This is a genomic window from Stenotrophomonas sp. YJH_SMC_48-3, from assembly GCF_059369375.1.
In genome coordinates this window covers 1-15,270 of sequence record NZ_JCAFSQ010000015.1, presented here as the reverse complement: position 1 = coordinate 15,270, position 15,270 = coordinate 1, and the positions used below count along the sequence as shown (strand labels likewise).

Here is a 15,270-nt window from a genome sequence, read left to right as displayed (position 1 = left end):
CCGCCATGCGCCTGCCCCGCTTCACCAGCCTTGTCCTGACCGCGCTGCTCGCCGCCTGCAGCAGCACGCCAACGACCGTGGACACGACCACGCAGGCCGCCTCCAGCACCCCCGAAGCGGACGAGGCGTACCGCGAAGCGCGCGACGTGGACTGCCAGGCCGCCGGTGGCACCCTGCAGCGGCTCGGCCGGCTGCAGCGCGAGCAGTGCGTGATTCCCTATGCCGACGCCGGCAAGGCCTGCAGCCGCAAGAGCGACTGCAGCGGCCAGTGCCTGGCCACGGGCGACGTGGCCGCCGGCAGTGCCGTCACCGGTACCTGCCAGCGCGACGTGCGCCAGAACTTCGGTTGCCGCCAGCGCATTGATGACGGCAAGGCGCAGGGCACGATCTGCGTGGATTGAATCCTGCCTGTAGAGCCGGGCCCACGCTCGGCTGATGCCACAGCAGCCGAGCGTAGGCTCGGCTCTACAACCGCGCGCACAGCGCTATGCTGGTGGGCCATTTCCCGCTGTTGCCGGAGCCCCACGTGAGCACCCCGATCCAGGACATTTCCCTCACCACCATCGACGGCCAGCCGTCCTCGCTTGCCGACTACCAGGGCAAGGTGCTGCTGCTGGTCAACGTCGCCTCCAAGTGCGGCCTCACTCCGCAGTACGAAGGCCTGCAGGCGCTGTATGCGGAAAAGCACGCGCAGGGCCTGGAAGTGCTGGGCTTCCCCGCCAACAACTTCCTCGGCCAGGAGCCGGGCAGCGAGGCGGAGATCCAGCAGTTCTGCCAGCTCACTTACGACGTCAGTTTCCCGATGTTCTCCAAGATCAGCGTGGCCGGTGACGACACCCACCCGCTGTATCAGCAGTTGACCGCCGCCCAGCCGCAGTCGATCGGCGAGGGTCCGCTGCGTGAGCGCCTGGCGAGCAAGGAGATTCCGATCCACGCAGCGCCGGCAGTGCTGTGGAACTTCGAGAAGTTCCTGGTTGGCCGCGACGGCAAGGTCATCGCCCGCTTCGCCCCGGACGTGGCTGCCGATGACGCGCGCCTGCGCGACGCCATCGAGGCCGCGCTGGCGGCTTGAGGAAAGCGTGCCAACCGAGGTTGGCATCTGCCGGAAAGAAAAACCCCGCCGAGGCGGGGTTTTTTCATGCGCGGGCTGCAGCGATCAGTTGCTCCAGTTCGGCATCGGCATGGCATCGACCGGGATCGGAGAATTGGCATCGTCGTGGCCACGGTCGCGCTTGCTGCGCAGATCGTTCTCGATCTGGTAGTTGCGGCGCTGCATCCACGCATCGCGTACCAGCGAGTACTCGTCCACGGCGGTGTCACGCAGGTCGTCGACCGCCAGCAGCTGCGCGCGGGTATCCACCAGCTGCAGGCCCTGCAGGCCGATGCGGACCTTGTCCTCCTCGATGCGGCGGATCGGCGACAGCGGAATGTCACCGGCCAGGCCGAATACATCGCGTACGGTGCGCGGGCCGAAGAACGGCAGTTCCACGTAGCGCGAACGCCGCCAGCCCCACGCACCCAGGGTCTGGCCGAAGTCTTCATTGCGGCGCGGCACCATCGCCTTGCTGGCCGGATCGAACAGGCCACCGATGCCCAGCGTGCTGTTCATCAGAAAGCGGCCGAGGCTGTCCCAGGCATCGGCACCGCGGCCCTGCAGCAGCTGGTTGGTGATGGTCACCGGTGCCCGCAGGTTGCTGAAGAAGTTGCTGACGCCGGTGCGGGCGAAGCGCGGCACTACGTGGGTGTAGGCCGTGGCCAGCGGACGGGCAATGCCGCGGTCGACCGCGTTGTTGAACTTGTGCACCTTGCGGTTGAACGGTTCCCATGGGTCGTAGGCTGCCGCACTGCCGGTGTTGCCGCTGCCGCCATAGAGGGCATCGAAGTCGTCATCACCACCGGGGGCGGTCGCCGCTGCGGCCCTGGCCGCATCGGTGTCGGCGCCGCGGGCCGGTACGGAGGGTGGCGTGGCCGGTGCAGGGGCGGCAACCACGGCTGCGGCCGGCGCGGCATCAATCGTAGCGGTATCGGCGGTGGGGGCGGAGGCCTCGGCGACGGTGCTGGCCGGGACCACGGTACTGGCTGCCGGTGCATCGCTGCGTGCGGGCTTGCCGGCGCAGGCGGTCAGCGCGGCGGCCAGGACGATCAAGGGGAGAGTGCGTACGACGTTCATGTCAGCTCGCAGCAGAAGTAGCGTTGAAATCCAGATCGGGCGACAGCCGGTAGGCTGCGCTCAGCTCGTTGTAGCCGGCCGGCGCGCCGGAGACGACCAGTGGGTGACCGCTCCTGCGCGCGCGTGCCGCCAGCTCGGCCAGCAGCGCCAGGCCGGCGCTGTCCACGCGGTCCACCTCGCCCAGCTCCAGCCGTGACAGCTTTGCCGGCAGGGCCTGCAGCTGCGGCCACAGCGAGATCACCGCGGCACGGTCGAGCACCCCGCGCAGGCGCAGGGTGTCGCCTTCCAGCAGTGCCAGTGCGTTACTTGCCATTGCCCGCGGGCCCGGCCTGCATGCTGCCGCTGTGCAGTTCGCTGGCCACCTGCTTGATGCCCTTCTGGCGCAGCGGGGTATCGAACTGGTTGCGGAAGGTCTGCACGTAGGAAATGCCTTCAATGTTGACGTCGAAGATCTTCCACTGGCCGTTCACGTTGCGCATCCAGTACTCGACCGGAGTCGGCTCGTTGCCGGCGCGCACCAGTTCGGTGCTGACACGCACGCCACGATTGCCCGGCAGCGGGCTTTCACCCTTCAGGCGGAAGCTTGGCTTGCCCTGGATGTTGAGCAGGGTCGAGCCGTAGCGCTGCATCAGGCTGTCGGCCATCGCATCGGCGAACAGCTTGATGTCGGCGTCGGAAGCGCCGCGGGCGTGCGGGCCCAGCACCAGACGCGCGGCGTAGTCGCGGTCGAAGGTGCGGGTCAGTTCGCTGTCGATGTAGCTGCGCAGGCTGGCCGGGTTGCTGGTGAACTCGCTCTTGCGCTGCTGCAGCGTGGACAGGATGCGGCTGCTGGCATCGATCACCACCTTGCCGGCCTGGCTCTGCGTTGCGGCAGCGGCAGGTGCGGCGGCCTGGGCCTGGGCCAGGAACGGGGTGGCCGCCAGCAGCGCCGAGGCGAGCAGGGCCGGGATCAGTTTCATTTTCATGGTTGCGGTTCCGTTGCAGGCGCCTGCGCGCCATCGTTGGGCTTCTGAGCAGTGCCGCCACCGGCGCCGCCACTGAACATGTACTTGCCGACCAGCTGGATCAGGTCCACGGCCGGCTGGGTGAAGACGATCTCGTCGCCGGCCTTCAGCACGTCCGGGTCACCGCCCGGCTGCAGACCGATATAGCTCTCGCCGAGCAAACCACTGGTGAAGATGCCGGCCGAGGTGTCCGCCGGCAGGTCCTTGACCTTGCTGTCCATGCGCAGCGTCACGATGGATTCGAACTTCACCGGGTCCAGGTCGATCGAAGCGACCTGGCCGACGGTCACGCCGCCGATCTTCACCGGCGCCTGCTTGCGCAGCTGGCCGACCTGGGAGAAGCGCGCCTTCAGGTCATAGCCCTCACTGCCCCAGCTCCAGCGCTGGTTGGTCGAGGCCACGGCCAGCACCAGCAACGAGGCCAGAGCCAGCAGCAGGAAGGCGCCGACAGAGAATTCAAGTCTGGGACCGCGGATGGCCATGTGGATTACCTGATCGAGTCGTGGTGGCCGCGCGCGCCTGCGCACCGCCGGTGGAGGGGTTAGGTGAACAACATTGCCGACAGCACGAAGTTGAACATCAGCACCAGCAGCGAGGCGTTGACCACCGCACGGGTGGTCGCCACTGAAGTGCCTTCAATGGTCGGCTCGGCGTGGAAACCAACATAGGCGGCCACCAGCGCGGCAGTGCCGCCGAAGATCGCCGACTTCAGCATCGCCACGCCGAAGTCGTCCCAGAAATCCACGCTGTTGCGCAGCGCCGACCAGAACACGCCGTTGTCCAGGCCCAGCACGTGCACGGCTTCGAAGTAGCTGGCGCTGATCGCCAGCGAACAGAAGATGCCGGTCAGCAACGGCACGGTCAGCACCGCCGCCCAGAAGCGCGGCGCTACCGCCTTGGCCACTGGGTCGATCGCCATCAGCTCCAGCGCCTTGATCTGGTCGGTGGCACGCATCAGGCCCAGTTCGGCCGCGATCGAGCTGCCGGCGCGGCCGATGAACAGCAGCGCGGTCAGCACCGGTGCCAGCTCGCGATACAGCGACAGGCCGAGCAGGGTCGACAGCGCGTCGGCCGCACCGAAGGTGGTCAGCGTGCGGTAGCCCTGCAGCGTCAGCACCAGGCCGACGAAGGCACCGCCGACGGCGATGATGGGCAGCGAGCGCGCGCCGATCTTGTAGATCTCGCGGGTCAGCTCGGCAAGGAAATCACGCGTGGGCAGCGAACCGCGCAAAACGGTCAGCGAGAACAGGCCGGCGCGGCCAAGCGAACGGGTGGCTTGGACGAACGGCATCAGGCGACCCTCGCGCGCGGCGCGGCATCGAACGGGATGGGGCCATCGGGCTGGCCATGCAGGAACTGCCGCAGCAGCGGGTCCTGGCTGGACTGCAGCGCCTCGGGCGTGCCCTGGAACACGATGCCGCCATTGGCAATCGCGATCACCTGGTCGCAGATCGGCAGGGTCTCGTGCACGTGGTGGCTGACGATGATGCTGGTCAGGCCCAGGCTGTGGTTGAGGCGCTGGATCAGGCTCATGATCACCCCGGAGGCGATCGGATCCAGCCCGGTCAGCGGCTCGTCGTAGATCATCAGTGGCGGGTCCAGCGCCAGCGCACGGGCCAGCGCCACACGGCGCGCCATGCCGCCGGACAGCTCGCGCGGCCAGGCATCGGCGGCGGCCAGCAGGCCCACCGCATGCAGCTTCATTTCCACCAGGCGGCGCAGCACGGCGGTCGGCAGGCGGGTGTGCGTGCGCAGCGGCAGGGCGACGTTTTCGGCCACAGTGAGGTCGGTCAGCAGGCCATTGCCCTGCAGCAGCACGCCCACGCTCTTGCGCATTTCCAGCAGTGCGCCGCTGTCATGCGGGATCGGCTTGCCGAACAGGGTGACCTCGCCGGCGACCGGGCGCAGTTCGCCGGTCAGCGCCGCCAGCAGGGTCGACTTGCCGCTGCCGGACGGACCGAGCACGGCAGTGATGCTGCCCTTGGGCACCTGCAGCGACACGTCGCGCAGGATCGTGCGCCCGCTCCGGTCGATGCGGACGTTGGATAACTGCACCAGACTGGAGGTGGAAGCCGACATGGGCACCATTAACGTTTTTTAGACATCGAAGGATCGGGCCCGTCGGCTGAACATAAGCAGACTGGACGGTCCAGTATTGTTGCACGGCAAGGCCTCGCGTAGGCCGGGACAATCGGCCGGCGGGCCGGAACAATCCGTACCGCTGGCGTGCCAACCATTGAATACTGCCTGCCGTGCTGCACACTGTGCATGATGAGTGACCCGGGCAGCGATTTCCGCCTCTACCATTCCAATTCCCTGGACGTGCTGGCCGCGCTGCTGGCGCGCAACGTGCGTGTGCCGGTGCAGGGCCAGCCGCTGCTGGCGCCGGAAGTGGTGCTGATCCCGCAGGTGGCGATGCGGCGCTGGCTGCAGGCGACACTGGCCGCGGAATTCGGCGTCGCCGCCAACCTCCAGTTCCTGACCCCCGGCGAGTTCGTGGCGCGCGCGCTGAAGGCCAACGTCAGCGGTGAGCAGGACGATCTGGACGCCGCCGGCCTGCACTGGAAGCTGTACCAGGCGCTGCGCGATCCGTCGCTGCTGGCGCAGCCACCGATGCGCGCGCTGCAGTCGTATCTTGCCGGCGATGATGCTCTGAAGCCGTGGGCGCTGGCCGGCGAGCTGGCCTCGGTGTTCGAGAAGTACCAGGCCTGGCGGCGTGACTGGCTGCTGCGCTGGGCGGCGGGGGCCGATCCGGCCGATCCGCAGGCAATCCTGTGGCGCACCATCACCCGGGGCCACAACTACCGCGCCCGCCGCATCCAGGAGTACCTGGACCGCTTCGAAGGCGCCGGCCAGCCGCTGCCGCAAGGCCTGCCGCCGCGCATGTCCGCGTTCGCGACGCTCAACATCTCGCCCGACGTGCTGCGGGTGATGGCCACCCAGGCCCGGGTGGGCGAGCTGCACTTCTACATGCCCACCCCGGTGCAGTCGTACTGGGGAGATCTGCAGACGCTGGCCGAGCGCCTGCGCAGTGGCGCACCGGATCCCTTCGGTGAAGCGGCCGGCGAGAACCGGCTGCTGGAAGCGTGGGGTGCGGCCGGGCGCGACTTCATGGCGGTGCTGGGCAGTTACGAGGTGGTGCATCCGGCCGGCGAAATCGCCGCCTATTCCGATCCGGAGGAGGACACCGGGCCAAGCCTGGACGAAGGTGGCCTGTCCGACAGCCTGCTGCATCGCCTGCAGCGTGACCTGTTCCACCGTCGCGCGCTGCCCTCGGGTGAACTGCGCGACGGCCTGCGCAGCGACGACCCCAGCCTGCAGGTACACGCCTGCCACACCCGCCTGCGTGAGTTGCAGGTACTGCACGACCAGCTGCGCAGCCTGCTGCAGGACCCGCGCTTCGACCCGCCGCTGCAGGCGCGCGAGATCGCGGTGCTGGCGCCGGACATCGATCCCTATGTGCCGTACCTGGAAGCGGTGTTCGGCGGTCGCGGCGGCGAGGAGGAACACATTCCGTATGCCCTGGCCGACAGCAGTCCGCTGGCGGGCGAGCCGCTGGCCGATGTGTTCGTGCATCTGCTGGGCCTGCCGGTCTCGCGCTTTGGCCTGAACGAAGTGCTGGACCTGCTGGCCAGCGCGCCGCTGGCCGAAGCGGCCGGGCTGGAAGCGGTGGACTTCGACCGCCTGCATGGCTGGCTGCAGCAGGCCGGCGCACGCTGGGGCCTGGACGCAAGACACCGCAACCAGCACCAGGCACCGGCCGACGACGCCTACACCTGGCAGTTCGCGCTGGATCGCCTGGTACTCGGCCATGCCACCGGCAGCGAGGCCGACGTGGCCGGCGTGGCGCCGTGGATCGAACTGGAAGGCGGCGCGCTGGACGCGCTGGACCGGTTGCTGCGCCTGCTGCGCGTGCTGGCGATCTATCAGCGTCGCCTCGGCGAGCTGCTGACCCCGGCGCAGTGGCGGCAGCGCCTGCTGTCGCTGCTGGACGCACTGCTGCCCACCGCGCCCAGCTCGCCCAACAGCCAGCGCGCGCTGGAGCGCCTGCGCAAGCTGCTCAACCAGTTCGCCGACGATGCCGCCAAGGCCGGTTTCGAAGACGGCGTGCCGCCGGAGGTGGTGCGTTCGCACTTCGCCGGCGTACTGGGGGAGGCCGATACGCGCGCACCGCTGCTGACCGGTGGCATCAGTTTCGGCCGCATGGTGCCGATGCGGCTGCTGCCGTTCCGGGTGATCTGCGTGCTCGGCCTCAACGATGGCGATTTCCCGCGCCGGGACCCGGCCGCGGGCCTCAACCAGCTCACCGCCGAGCAGGATACGCCGCGCCGCCGTCCGGGCGACCGCTCCACCCGCGAGGATGACCGCTTCCTGTTCCTGCAGCTGTTCGCGGCCGCGCAGGAGGTGTTCTATCTCAGCTATCTCGGCGCCGATCCGCGCGATGGCAGCGTGCGTGAGCCGTCGGTGCTGGTCAGTGAACTGATCGATGCCGCCGCCGGGTATCACCTCGATCCGCCGGCGGCGGTCCGCGATTTCACCGTGCGCCACGCACTGCAGCCGTTCTCACCGGCTGCCTTCGGCGATGGCGATCCACGTCGCTTCAGCTATCGCCGCCAGTGGCATCCGGCTGCCGGGCGCCTCAGCGGCCAGCGGGGCGACCTGCAGCCGTGGTTCGATGCACCGTTGCCGCCGCCGCTCGACGATGCGGTGGAAGACGAGGTCGCACTCGATACCCTGCGTCGTTTCCTGTGCGACCCGGCCGGGCAGTTCCTCGCTCAGTCGCTGGGCCTGCGCCTGGCCGACGAGGTGGAGGAGGTGGATGACCTGGAACCGCTGGTGCTGTCCGCGCGCGGACCGGAAAAGCGCAGTGTGCAGGCGGCGGTGGTACGCGCCACGCTCAGCGGCGATGCCGAGCCGTTGTACCCGCGGTTGCGCGCGCGTGGCCTGCTGCCGTCGGGTCCATTGGGCGAGCGCCAGTTCGAGGTGGAGCAGTTGAAGACACGCCCGTATGCCAGTGCGCTGCTGGGCTGGATGCAGGGCGAACCACTGGAAAGCCGTCGCTACGAAGTGGATATCGATGGCGTGCGCCTGCATGGCCGCGTGGCCGATCGGCATCCCGAAGGGCTGGTGCGCCTGCGTGCCGGCACGCTCAATGGCAATGCAGTGATCCGCCAGGGCCTGGACTGGCTGCTGGCCAACGCCGCTGGCGACGCGCTGCCCCTCGTGCAGTTCCACGATGGCGGCGATGCCGGCCCCGGCCCGCATGTGCTGCCGGCATTGAGCGTTCCGGCGGCGCGCGCGGCGCTGCGTGCGCTGCTGCAGCTGCGCCAGCGTGGCCTGCGCGAGCCGCTGCGCTTTGCCCCGTACACCGGCTGGGTGCTGTACAACGCGCCGGCAGAAAAGCAGCGCAGCGAAGGCTGGAAGCAGTGGCACGGCAGCGACCGCAGTTGGGGTGAATCCAGCAGCGACGCCTGGCAGCTGCTGCTGCGCGGTGCCGATCCATTTGCCACCGACGCCGGCTATGCCGACCTGCTGCGCAACAGCCAGGTGGTCTTCAGCGCGGTGCGCGAAGGCCGCACCCTCGGCGCCGAAACGCGCCAGGAGGGCAGCGCATGAGCCCCGCCTTCATCGATGAGCGAGCCCAGTGCATGGCGGTCGATCCCTATCTGGCCCTGCCGCTGGATGGCATCCGCCTGATCGAAGCCAGTGCCGGTACCGGCAAGACCTTCACCCTGGCTACGCTGTTTACCCGCCTGGTGGTGGAACAGGGCCTGCGCATCGGACAGATCCTGGCGGTGACCTTCACCGATGCGGCTACCCAGGAACTGCGCAAGCGCATCCGCGAGCGCCTGGCGCTGGCGGCGCGACTGGTCGATCTGGAACCGGTCGAAGGCGAAGCGCCGGACGTGCGGCTGACCCGCGAGGTGCTGCTGCGGCATCTGCAGGGAGGTACCGAGCGCGCCGCCGCACTGAAGCGCCGCCTGCAGGTCGCCGCCGATGAGATCGACCTCGCGTCCATCTTCACCATCCACGGTTTCTGCACCCGCGTGCTGCGCGAGCACGCGCTGGAAAGCGGCCACACGTTCGATCCACCGGAGCTGCTGGCCAGCGACCGTGAGTTGCTGGAAGCGCTCGCGGCCGACCTTTGGCGGGTACATGCCAATGACCCGGCCACGCTGGAACCGCTGACCTGGCTGTGGTCCACCCCGGACGCACTGGCCGCCGATCTGCGCGCGCTGCTGGCCGCGCCGCCGCTGCACCCGTTGCCACAGGCGGTGGCGCTGCCCGATCCGCAGGCCGCCCTGCAGAGTGTTGCCGAAGAGCTGTCCGCAAGCGTGCGCGAGCATGGCGAGCAGTTCTTCATCGACCTCTGCGATGCGGTCGACAACAAATGGATCAACGGCGTGTCCTACAAGCTGGGCTGGCTGCACCCGCTGGGCCGGCAACTGCTGGGCTGGGCCGAGCGCGCCGACCCGCGCGAGCTGCTGACCAGCGAGCGCCTGCCGGCACTGCTGCCGGAGGCGCTGGCAGCCAAGACCAACAAGAAATTCGCCGAGCGCACGCCATCGTCGCCATTGCAGGCGCCGTTGGCCCGCTATGTCGCGCTTCTGGCCGAACGCGATGCCTGGCTGCGTGCCACCGCGTTGAACTTCCTGCACGTGCTTCGCGACGAAGCCAGACAGCGCCTGCAGGCGCTGAAGCGCACCCGCCGGGTGCAGACCTACGACGATCTGATCGATGGCGTGGCACTGGCCCTGGAAGGCCCGCAGCGGCTGGCACTGATCAAGCAGCTGCGCGCGCAGTACCGCATCGCGCTGGTCGATGAGTTCCAGGATACCGACGACCGTCAGTGGGGCATTTTCCACACCGTGTTCGGCGATTCACCGGAGGTGCGCGAGCTCGGCCTGGCACCGGCGCTGTTCCTGATCGGCGATCCCAAGCAGGCGATCTACGGTTTCCGCGGCGGTGATATCCACACTTACCTGAAGGCCAAGCGGGTAGCGCAACAGGCGCCGGTGCTTGACCAGAACTTCCGCTCGCGACCGGCCGTGCTGCGCGCGCTGCAGGCGCTGTACGACAACGGTGGCGAAGACGCCTTCCTCGAGCGTGGCATCCAGTTCGAGCCGGTGCGGCCCGGTGGCGTGCGCAGCGATGCGGACTACCAGCGCGATGGCCATGCCGCCCCGGCACTCACCCTGCGCGTGCTGCGCAGTGGCGGTGACAAGGCGATGAGTGCCGATGCCTCGCGCGAAGCAGCGACCCAGGCCTGTGTGGCGGCGATCCACCAGATCCTGGTCGCGGCACGTGCAGGCAGTGCTGTTCTGCGTGGGCGCCCGGTACAGCCGGGTGACATCGCGGTGCTGGTGCGCTCGCATCGCGAGGCCACGCTGGTGCAGCGCGCGCTGGCCGCGGTCGGCATTCCTGCCGTGGCAGCGGGCAAGCAGAGCCTGTTCGCCACCAGCGAAGCGCGTGATCTGCGTGCACTGCTGCTGGCGCTGCTGCAGCCGGCTGACGAAGGTCGCCTGCGCGCAGCGCTGGCCACGGTACTGCTCGGCCAGCGCGCCAGTGCGATCGCGGCGATGGAGCGCGAGGGCGACCTGCAACGCGGGTTCCAGGCGCAGCTGCTGCATTGGCGCGAGCGCTGGCAGCGCGGCGGCCCGTTCGCGGTGATCGCCGACGTCTGCGCCGCACAGGGCGAACGCCTGCTGGCGCTGATCGATGGCGAGCGCCGCCTGACCAACTACCTGCAGCTGGGCGAACTGCTGCAGGAAGCCTCGGCGCAGGCGCTGGGCATGCACGGCCTGCTGGACTGGCTGCAGGGGCAGATGGCCAGCGCCGACCAGGATGACGAGCAGCAGTTGCTGCGGCTGGAATCGGATGCGCGCCGCGTGCAGATCATCACCCTGCACAAGAGCAAGGGCCTGGAGTACCCGCTGGTGTTCCTGCCCTTCGTGGGCATCGACGGCGGTGCGCCCAACACCGCCTCGCACTGCACGGTCCATGTGGGCGGCCAGCGCCAGCTGCACTGGAAGCTGGGCAAGGACGAGGCCTGGGAAGCGGCCACTGCGCAGCGCGAGCGCGAGCAGCGCGCCGAGGATGCGCGCTTGCTGTATGTCGGCCTGACCCGCGCCGAGCACGCGCTGTGGATCGCCGTGGGTGATCTGGCCGGGCTCGGCAGGACGCGGCTGGCACCGCTGCTGGGTGACCTGCAGGCGCTGCGCGCGCATGCCGATGTGCGCATCGATGACAGTGAGGTACCGGCTGCGCTGCCGCAGCTGGCGGCCGAAGTGGAAGGGGATCTTCCGGCGGTGCGTGCACTGACCCGGCGCGTTCCGCACGACTGGTGGGTGTACAGCTTCACCCAGCTGGCCCACGCCGATGCCGGCGCGGGCAGTGACATCGAAGCCGCTGCCACCGCGCTGCCGGCGCCGGCAGCCGACGAACCCACCGGCCCGGAGCTGCCGCTGGAACCGGCACTGCCGGAAGCCGCCGCGGCGGCCGAGGACAGTGCGCCGCTCGACCCGCGTTTCATGGGCAGCCGCTTCGGCAACGTGCTGCACGAGGCAATGGAGAACGTCGACTTTGCTGCATGGGCTGACTGGCAGCCGGGCCTGGAAGCGCCCGAGGGGCAGGCCGAGGTACTGCGCAAGGCGCTGCACGACGAAGGCTATGCCGACGTCGACCTGGACGACGGCGTGGCGGTGCTGGTGCCGCTGGTTGGCCACACCCTGACCGTGCCGCTGCCCGAAGGCGGCGCGCTGCACAGCCTGGGAGAAGGCGAGCGCCGCGCCGAAATCGACTTCCATTTCGCCATCGAACCAACCACGGTGCCGGCCCTGCTGCAGGTGCTGCATGCGCATGGTGTTTCCAGTGGCCGCCGCGGCTTCGGCCAGCGCCGCCGCCTGGAGGGGCTGATGACCGGCATGATCGACCTGACCTACGTGCGTGATGGCCGGTGGTACGTGCTCGACTACAAGTCCAACCGCCTGCCCGGCTACAGCCCGGACCTGCTGGCCATTGCCATGCGCCACAGCGAATATGATCTGCAGGCGCTGATCTACACCGTGGCCCTGCATCGCTGGCTGCGCTTCCGCTTGGGCGCCGCCTACGACTACGAGCGCGACATGGGCGGCATCCGTTACCTGTTCTGCCGCGGCCTGGATGGCACGGGCAACGGCGTGCACGTGGATCGTTTTCCGTTCGCGCTGGTGGATGCACTCGACGCGCTGTTCGCCGGCGGCGAGCAGGCCCAGGCCCAGCTCGCCGCGCGTGCCCGTGGAGCCAGCGCATGAGCCTGCTGAAGGAACTGCATCAGAAGGGCCTGCTGCGTACCCTCGACCACGCATTGGCGACCAGCCTGCAGCGGCTGCGCGACGACACGCCCGACAGTGTGGCACTGGCGGCGGCGCTGGCTTCGCTGGCGGTGTCCCAGGGCCACGCCGCGTTCGATCCGGCACAACCGCAGCGGTTGCTGGAAGGCGTGCCCGAGTGGCCCGCCGCGCAGGCCTGGCTGGCGCAGCTGCGCGCATCGCCATGGGTGGCCACACCGGAGCAGGCTGACGCCATCGCCGGGGATGCCCCCTTGGTGCTGGAGAACGGGCTGCTGTACCTGCGCCGCTACCGCGAGTACGAGCGCCAGTTGGCCACCGGTCTGCAGCGCATCGGCCGGCATCCGCTGCCGGCGCCGGACATGGCAGCGTTGGCGCCATTGTTCGCGCAGCTGTTCCCGCACGCATCGCACGGCGAAGATCACCAGGCACGCGCAGCCGGCGTGACGTTGCGCCATCCGCTGGCGCTGGTCACCGGCGGCCCCGGCACAGGCAAGACCACCACCATCGCACGCCTGTTGCTGCTGCTGGCCGCGCAGGCCCGGCACGCCGGCCAGCCGCTGCCCGAGGTGGCGCTGGCCGCGCCCACCGGTCGCGCCGCCGAGCGGATGGCCGAGAGCCTGCGGCAGGCCGTGCAGCGCTTGCAGGAGCACGGCGTGGACCCGGCGCTGTGCGCGGCATTGCCCAGTACCGGCACCACCCTGCATCGCCTGCTCGGCGTGATCCCGGATTCGCCGCGCTTCCGCCACCACGCCGACAATCCGCTGGCGGTGGACGTGGTGGTGGTCGACGAAGCGTCGATGATCGATCTGCCGATGATGGCCAAGCTGGTCGATGCAATTGCCAGCGGCACCCGCCTGATCCTGCTCGGCGATCCCGATCAGTTGCCGTCGGTCGAAGCCGGTGATGTGCTCAGCGCGATCCTGCGCGCCAGCGGCGAAGGCATCGGCACCCGCGCCGACGATGCGCTGGCGCTGCATGGCCTGCTGGCACAGGCCACCCTGCAGCCGCAGGCCGCACCACGCGCCTTCGCCGGCCGTCGCGTGCAGCTGCAACGCGGCTACCGGCAGAGTGATGCGCTGGACCTGGCACCGCTGGCGCATGCCGTGCGTGAAGGTGACAGCCGCACTGCATTGCAGCTGCTGCGCGGTGGTGGATTGGCTGGCGTGCACTTCCACGAAGGTGAGGCGGACCCGCTGCGTGGCCAGCGTGAGCACCTGCTGGGCCACTGGCGTGCACTGGCCGAGGCCGCGGATCCGGTACGTGCCCTGCAGCAGGCCGGTCGCCTGCGCGTGCTGACCGCGCTGCGCGAAGGCCCGCAAGGTGCGCGCGGGCTGAACAGCCGTATCGAGCAGCTGCTGGCCGGCAATACCCCGGGCTACTTCCAGGGCCGCCTTCTGCTGGTCACCGAGAACAGCTACCGGCACCGCCTGTTCAACGGCGACATCGGTATCTGCCTGCGCGACGACAGCGGCGCGATCGTGGCCTGGTTCCCGGGCGACACCGTCGAGCAGCCACGCGCCTTCCACCCGGCCGCACTGCCCGCGCACGAAAGCGCCTTTGCGATGACCGTGCACAAGGCACAGGGCTCGGAGTTCGATGAAGTGTGGTTGCAGCTGCCACGCCAGGACAGCCGCGTGCTGTCGCGCGAGCTGGTCTACACCGGCCTGACCCGTGCCCGCCAGGTGCTGCATGTGGCGGGCAGCGCAGAGGTGCTGCAGGCAGCGTTGAAGCGGCATGCCAGTCGCCTCGGTGGATTGGCCTGGCGGCTGGGTGCGGAAGAGGTGGCCGAAGCACCGGCACGCATCGAACAGCCTACGGTGCAGGGCACGTTGTTCTGACCCCCGTCGTCCGTTGTCGCATTTGCCCTTTGATGACGCCGTCGGCGCTACCTATCCTGCGTTGCTACCCCACGACACAGGAACCGGCACATGGCGCTTATCGCCCTGGATGACCCACGCTGGGCCGAACTGCAGCACGCATACGGTGCAGCGGATGACATTCCGGAGCTGCTCGCCAATCTGAGTATTCCGAAGGGTGAAAGATCGGAAGACGATTCGATTGAAGACACCTGGGAGGAATTGTGGAGCAGCTTGTGCCATCAAGGGGATGTCTACAGCGCTTCGTTTGCAGCGGTGCCGCATATTGTTGACGTGCTTCTGCAGCAGCCAGAGCTCTTGATGTTTGACTTTGTTGGGCTGCCGGTCAAGATCGAAGTCGAGCGGAGGGAGGCTGGAATCTCAATTCCTGAATCCGTGGAGCCTCAGTACTCAGAAGCGCTCCAGAACCTTGCATGCTTCGCCGCAAGCGTAATCCTCGATAAACATGACAAGAGTATGAGTTCAGCGTTGCTGACAGCGCTTGCCCTGGCCCATGAGAACACGGGTGTCGCGCGGATGCTTGGGCAGATAACCGCCTACGAGGCTGATGAAGCGGTCGATCTGTTCCTGAATCGCTAGCCAGAAGCAGTCGAGCATGGCTCGACTCTACAAAAGCGTACTTCGATCATTTCCACGCTCATCCACGCATGGCGTGGATCTACTGCAGACCGCAGGAAACTGTCGAAGGCGGGGTGGGTCCGGTTGAGGGGGTGTGAGCGGCATGGATGCCGCGACCAAGCCCCCATTGGTGAAGTGACCCCCGGGAGTTGGACGCCAGATCCAACCCCGAGGAATACATGCACAGATACGACGCTCGTTTCAAACTGCAGGTCGCCAAAGAGGCCTGCAAGACCTCCACATCAGTCAAAGCCGTTGCTCGTCGCCAC

Annotated in this window: 13 protein-coding genes; 7 read left to right on the top strand and 6 right to left on the bottom strand. The window is 68.5% G+C overall.

The annotated features are described in order from the left end of the window. Positions 1–5: 5 nt before the first annotated feature. Together AC5P65_RS19075 and AC5P65_RS19070 are read left to right on the top strand one after the other, a co-directional pair. Positions 6–401, top strand: a complete 396-nt coding sequence (locus tag AC5P65_RS19075; protein ID WP_019658780.1) for a hypothetical protein — start codon at positions 6–8, stop codon at positions 399–401. A gap of 125 nt (positions 402–526) precedes the next feature. Then, positions 527–1,072, top strand: coding sequence for a glutathione peroxidase (locus AC5P65_RS19070; protein ID WP_111099196.1), 546 nt, complete (start codon positions 527–529; stop codon positions 1,070–1,072). A gap of 84 nt (positions 1,073–1,156) precedes the next feature. Here the strand turns inward: AC5P65_RS19070 and AC5P65_RS19065 are convergent, their stop codons facing one another. The 6 genes from AC5P65_RS19065 to AC5P65_RS19040 are packed head-to-tail and all read right to left on the bottom strand — an operon-like array spanning position 1,157 to position 5,253. Further along, positions 1,157–2,170 carry an MlaA family lipoprotein gene (locus tag AC5P65_RS19065; RefSeq protein ID WP_180833046.1) on the bottom strand — a complete coding sequence of 338 codons (1,014 nt, stop codon included), beginning with the start codon at positions 2,168–2,170 and terminating at the stop codon, positions 1,157–1,159. Position 2,171: 1 nt separating this feature from the next. Then, the gene (locus AC5P65_RS19060) at positions 2,172–2,483 is read right to left on the bottom strand and encodes an STAS domain-containing protein (protein WP_021203287.1); all 312 of its coding nucleotides are present in this window, start codon (positions 2,481–2,483) and stop codon (positions 2,172–2,174) included. Continuing rightward, positions 2,473–3,135: an MlaC/ttg2D family ABC transporter substrate-binding protein gene (locus AC5P65_RS19055; RefSeq protein ID WP_021203288.1), complete on the bottom strand. Its 663-nt coding sequence runs from the start codon at positions 3,133–3,135 to the stop codon at positions 2,473–2,475. The genes AC5P65_RS19060 and AC5P65_RS19055 overlap by 11 nt, the downstream gene beginning before the upstream one ends. Then, positions 3,132–3,656 carry an outer membrane lipid asymmetry maintenance protein MlaD gene (gene mlaD, locus AC5P65_RS19050; protein WP_021203289.1) on the bottom strand — a complete coding sequence of 175 codons (525 nt, stop codon included), beginning with the start codon at positions 3,654–3,656 and terminating at the stop codon, positions 3,132–3,134. Before mlaD ends, AC5P65_RS19055 begins: the two co-directional genes overlap by 4 nt. 59 nt (positions 3,657–3,715) lie before the next feature. After that, positions 3,716–4,465, bottom strand: a complete 750-nt coding sequence (locus AC5P65_RS19045; RefSeq protein ID WP_005414955.1) for an MlaE family lipid ABC transporter permease subunit — start codon at positions 4,463–4,465, stop codon at positions 3,716–3,718. Next, a complete protein-coding gene (locus AC5P65_RS19040; protein WP_014039019.1) occupies positions 4,465–5,253 on the bottom strand; it encodes an ABC transporter ATP-binding protein in 789 nt (262 codons plus the stop codon). Before AC5P65_RS19040 ends, AC5P65_RS19045 begins: the two co-directional genes overlap by 1 nt. A 189-nt stretch (positions 5,254–5,442) precedes the next feature. Between AC5P65_RS19040 and recC the strand changes: the two genes are divergently transcribed. The 5 genes from recC to AC5P65_RS19015 form a co-directional block, all read left to right on the top strand. Beyond that, a complete protein-coding gene (gene recC, locus AC5P65_RS19035) occupies positions 5,443–8,790 on the top strand; it encodes an exodeoxyribonuclease V subunit gamma (RefSeq protein ID WP_111099171.1) in 3,348 nt (1,115 codons plus the stop codon). After that, complete coding sequence (gene recB, locus AC5P65_RS19030) at positions 8,787–12,467, top strand: exodeoxyribonuclease V subunit beta (protein ID WP_180833045.1); 3,681 nt, start codon at positions 8,787–8,789, stop codon at positions 12,465–12,467. The genes recC and recB overlap by 4 nt, the downstream gene beginning before the upstream one ends. Next, complete coding sequence (recD, locus tag AC5P65_RS19025; RefSeq protein WP_111099173.1) at positions 12,464–14,344, top strand: exodeoxyribonuclease V subunit alpha; 1,881 nt, start codon at positions 12,464–12,466, stop codon at positions 14,342–14,344. The genes recB and recD overlap by 4 nt, the downstream gene beginning before the upstream one ends. A gap of 90 nt (positions 14,345–14,434) precedes the next feature. Beyond that, the gene (locus AC5P65_RS19020) at positions 14,435–14,962 is read left to right on the top strand and encodes a hypothetical protein (protein ID WP_111099174.1); all 528 of its coding nucleotides are present in this window, start codon (positions 14,435–14,437) and stop codon (positions 14,960–14,962) included. A gap of 218 nt (positions 14,963–15,180) precedes the next feature. After that, a partial coding sequence (locus tag AC5P65_RS19015) for a transposase (RefSeq protein WP_288037469.1) occupies positions 15,181–15,270 on the top strand: 90 nt, incomplete at its 3' end.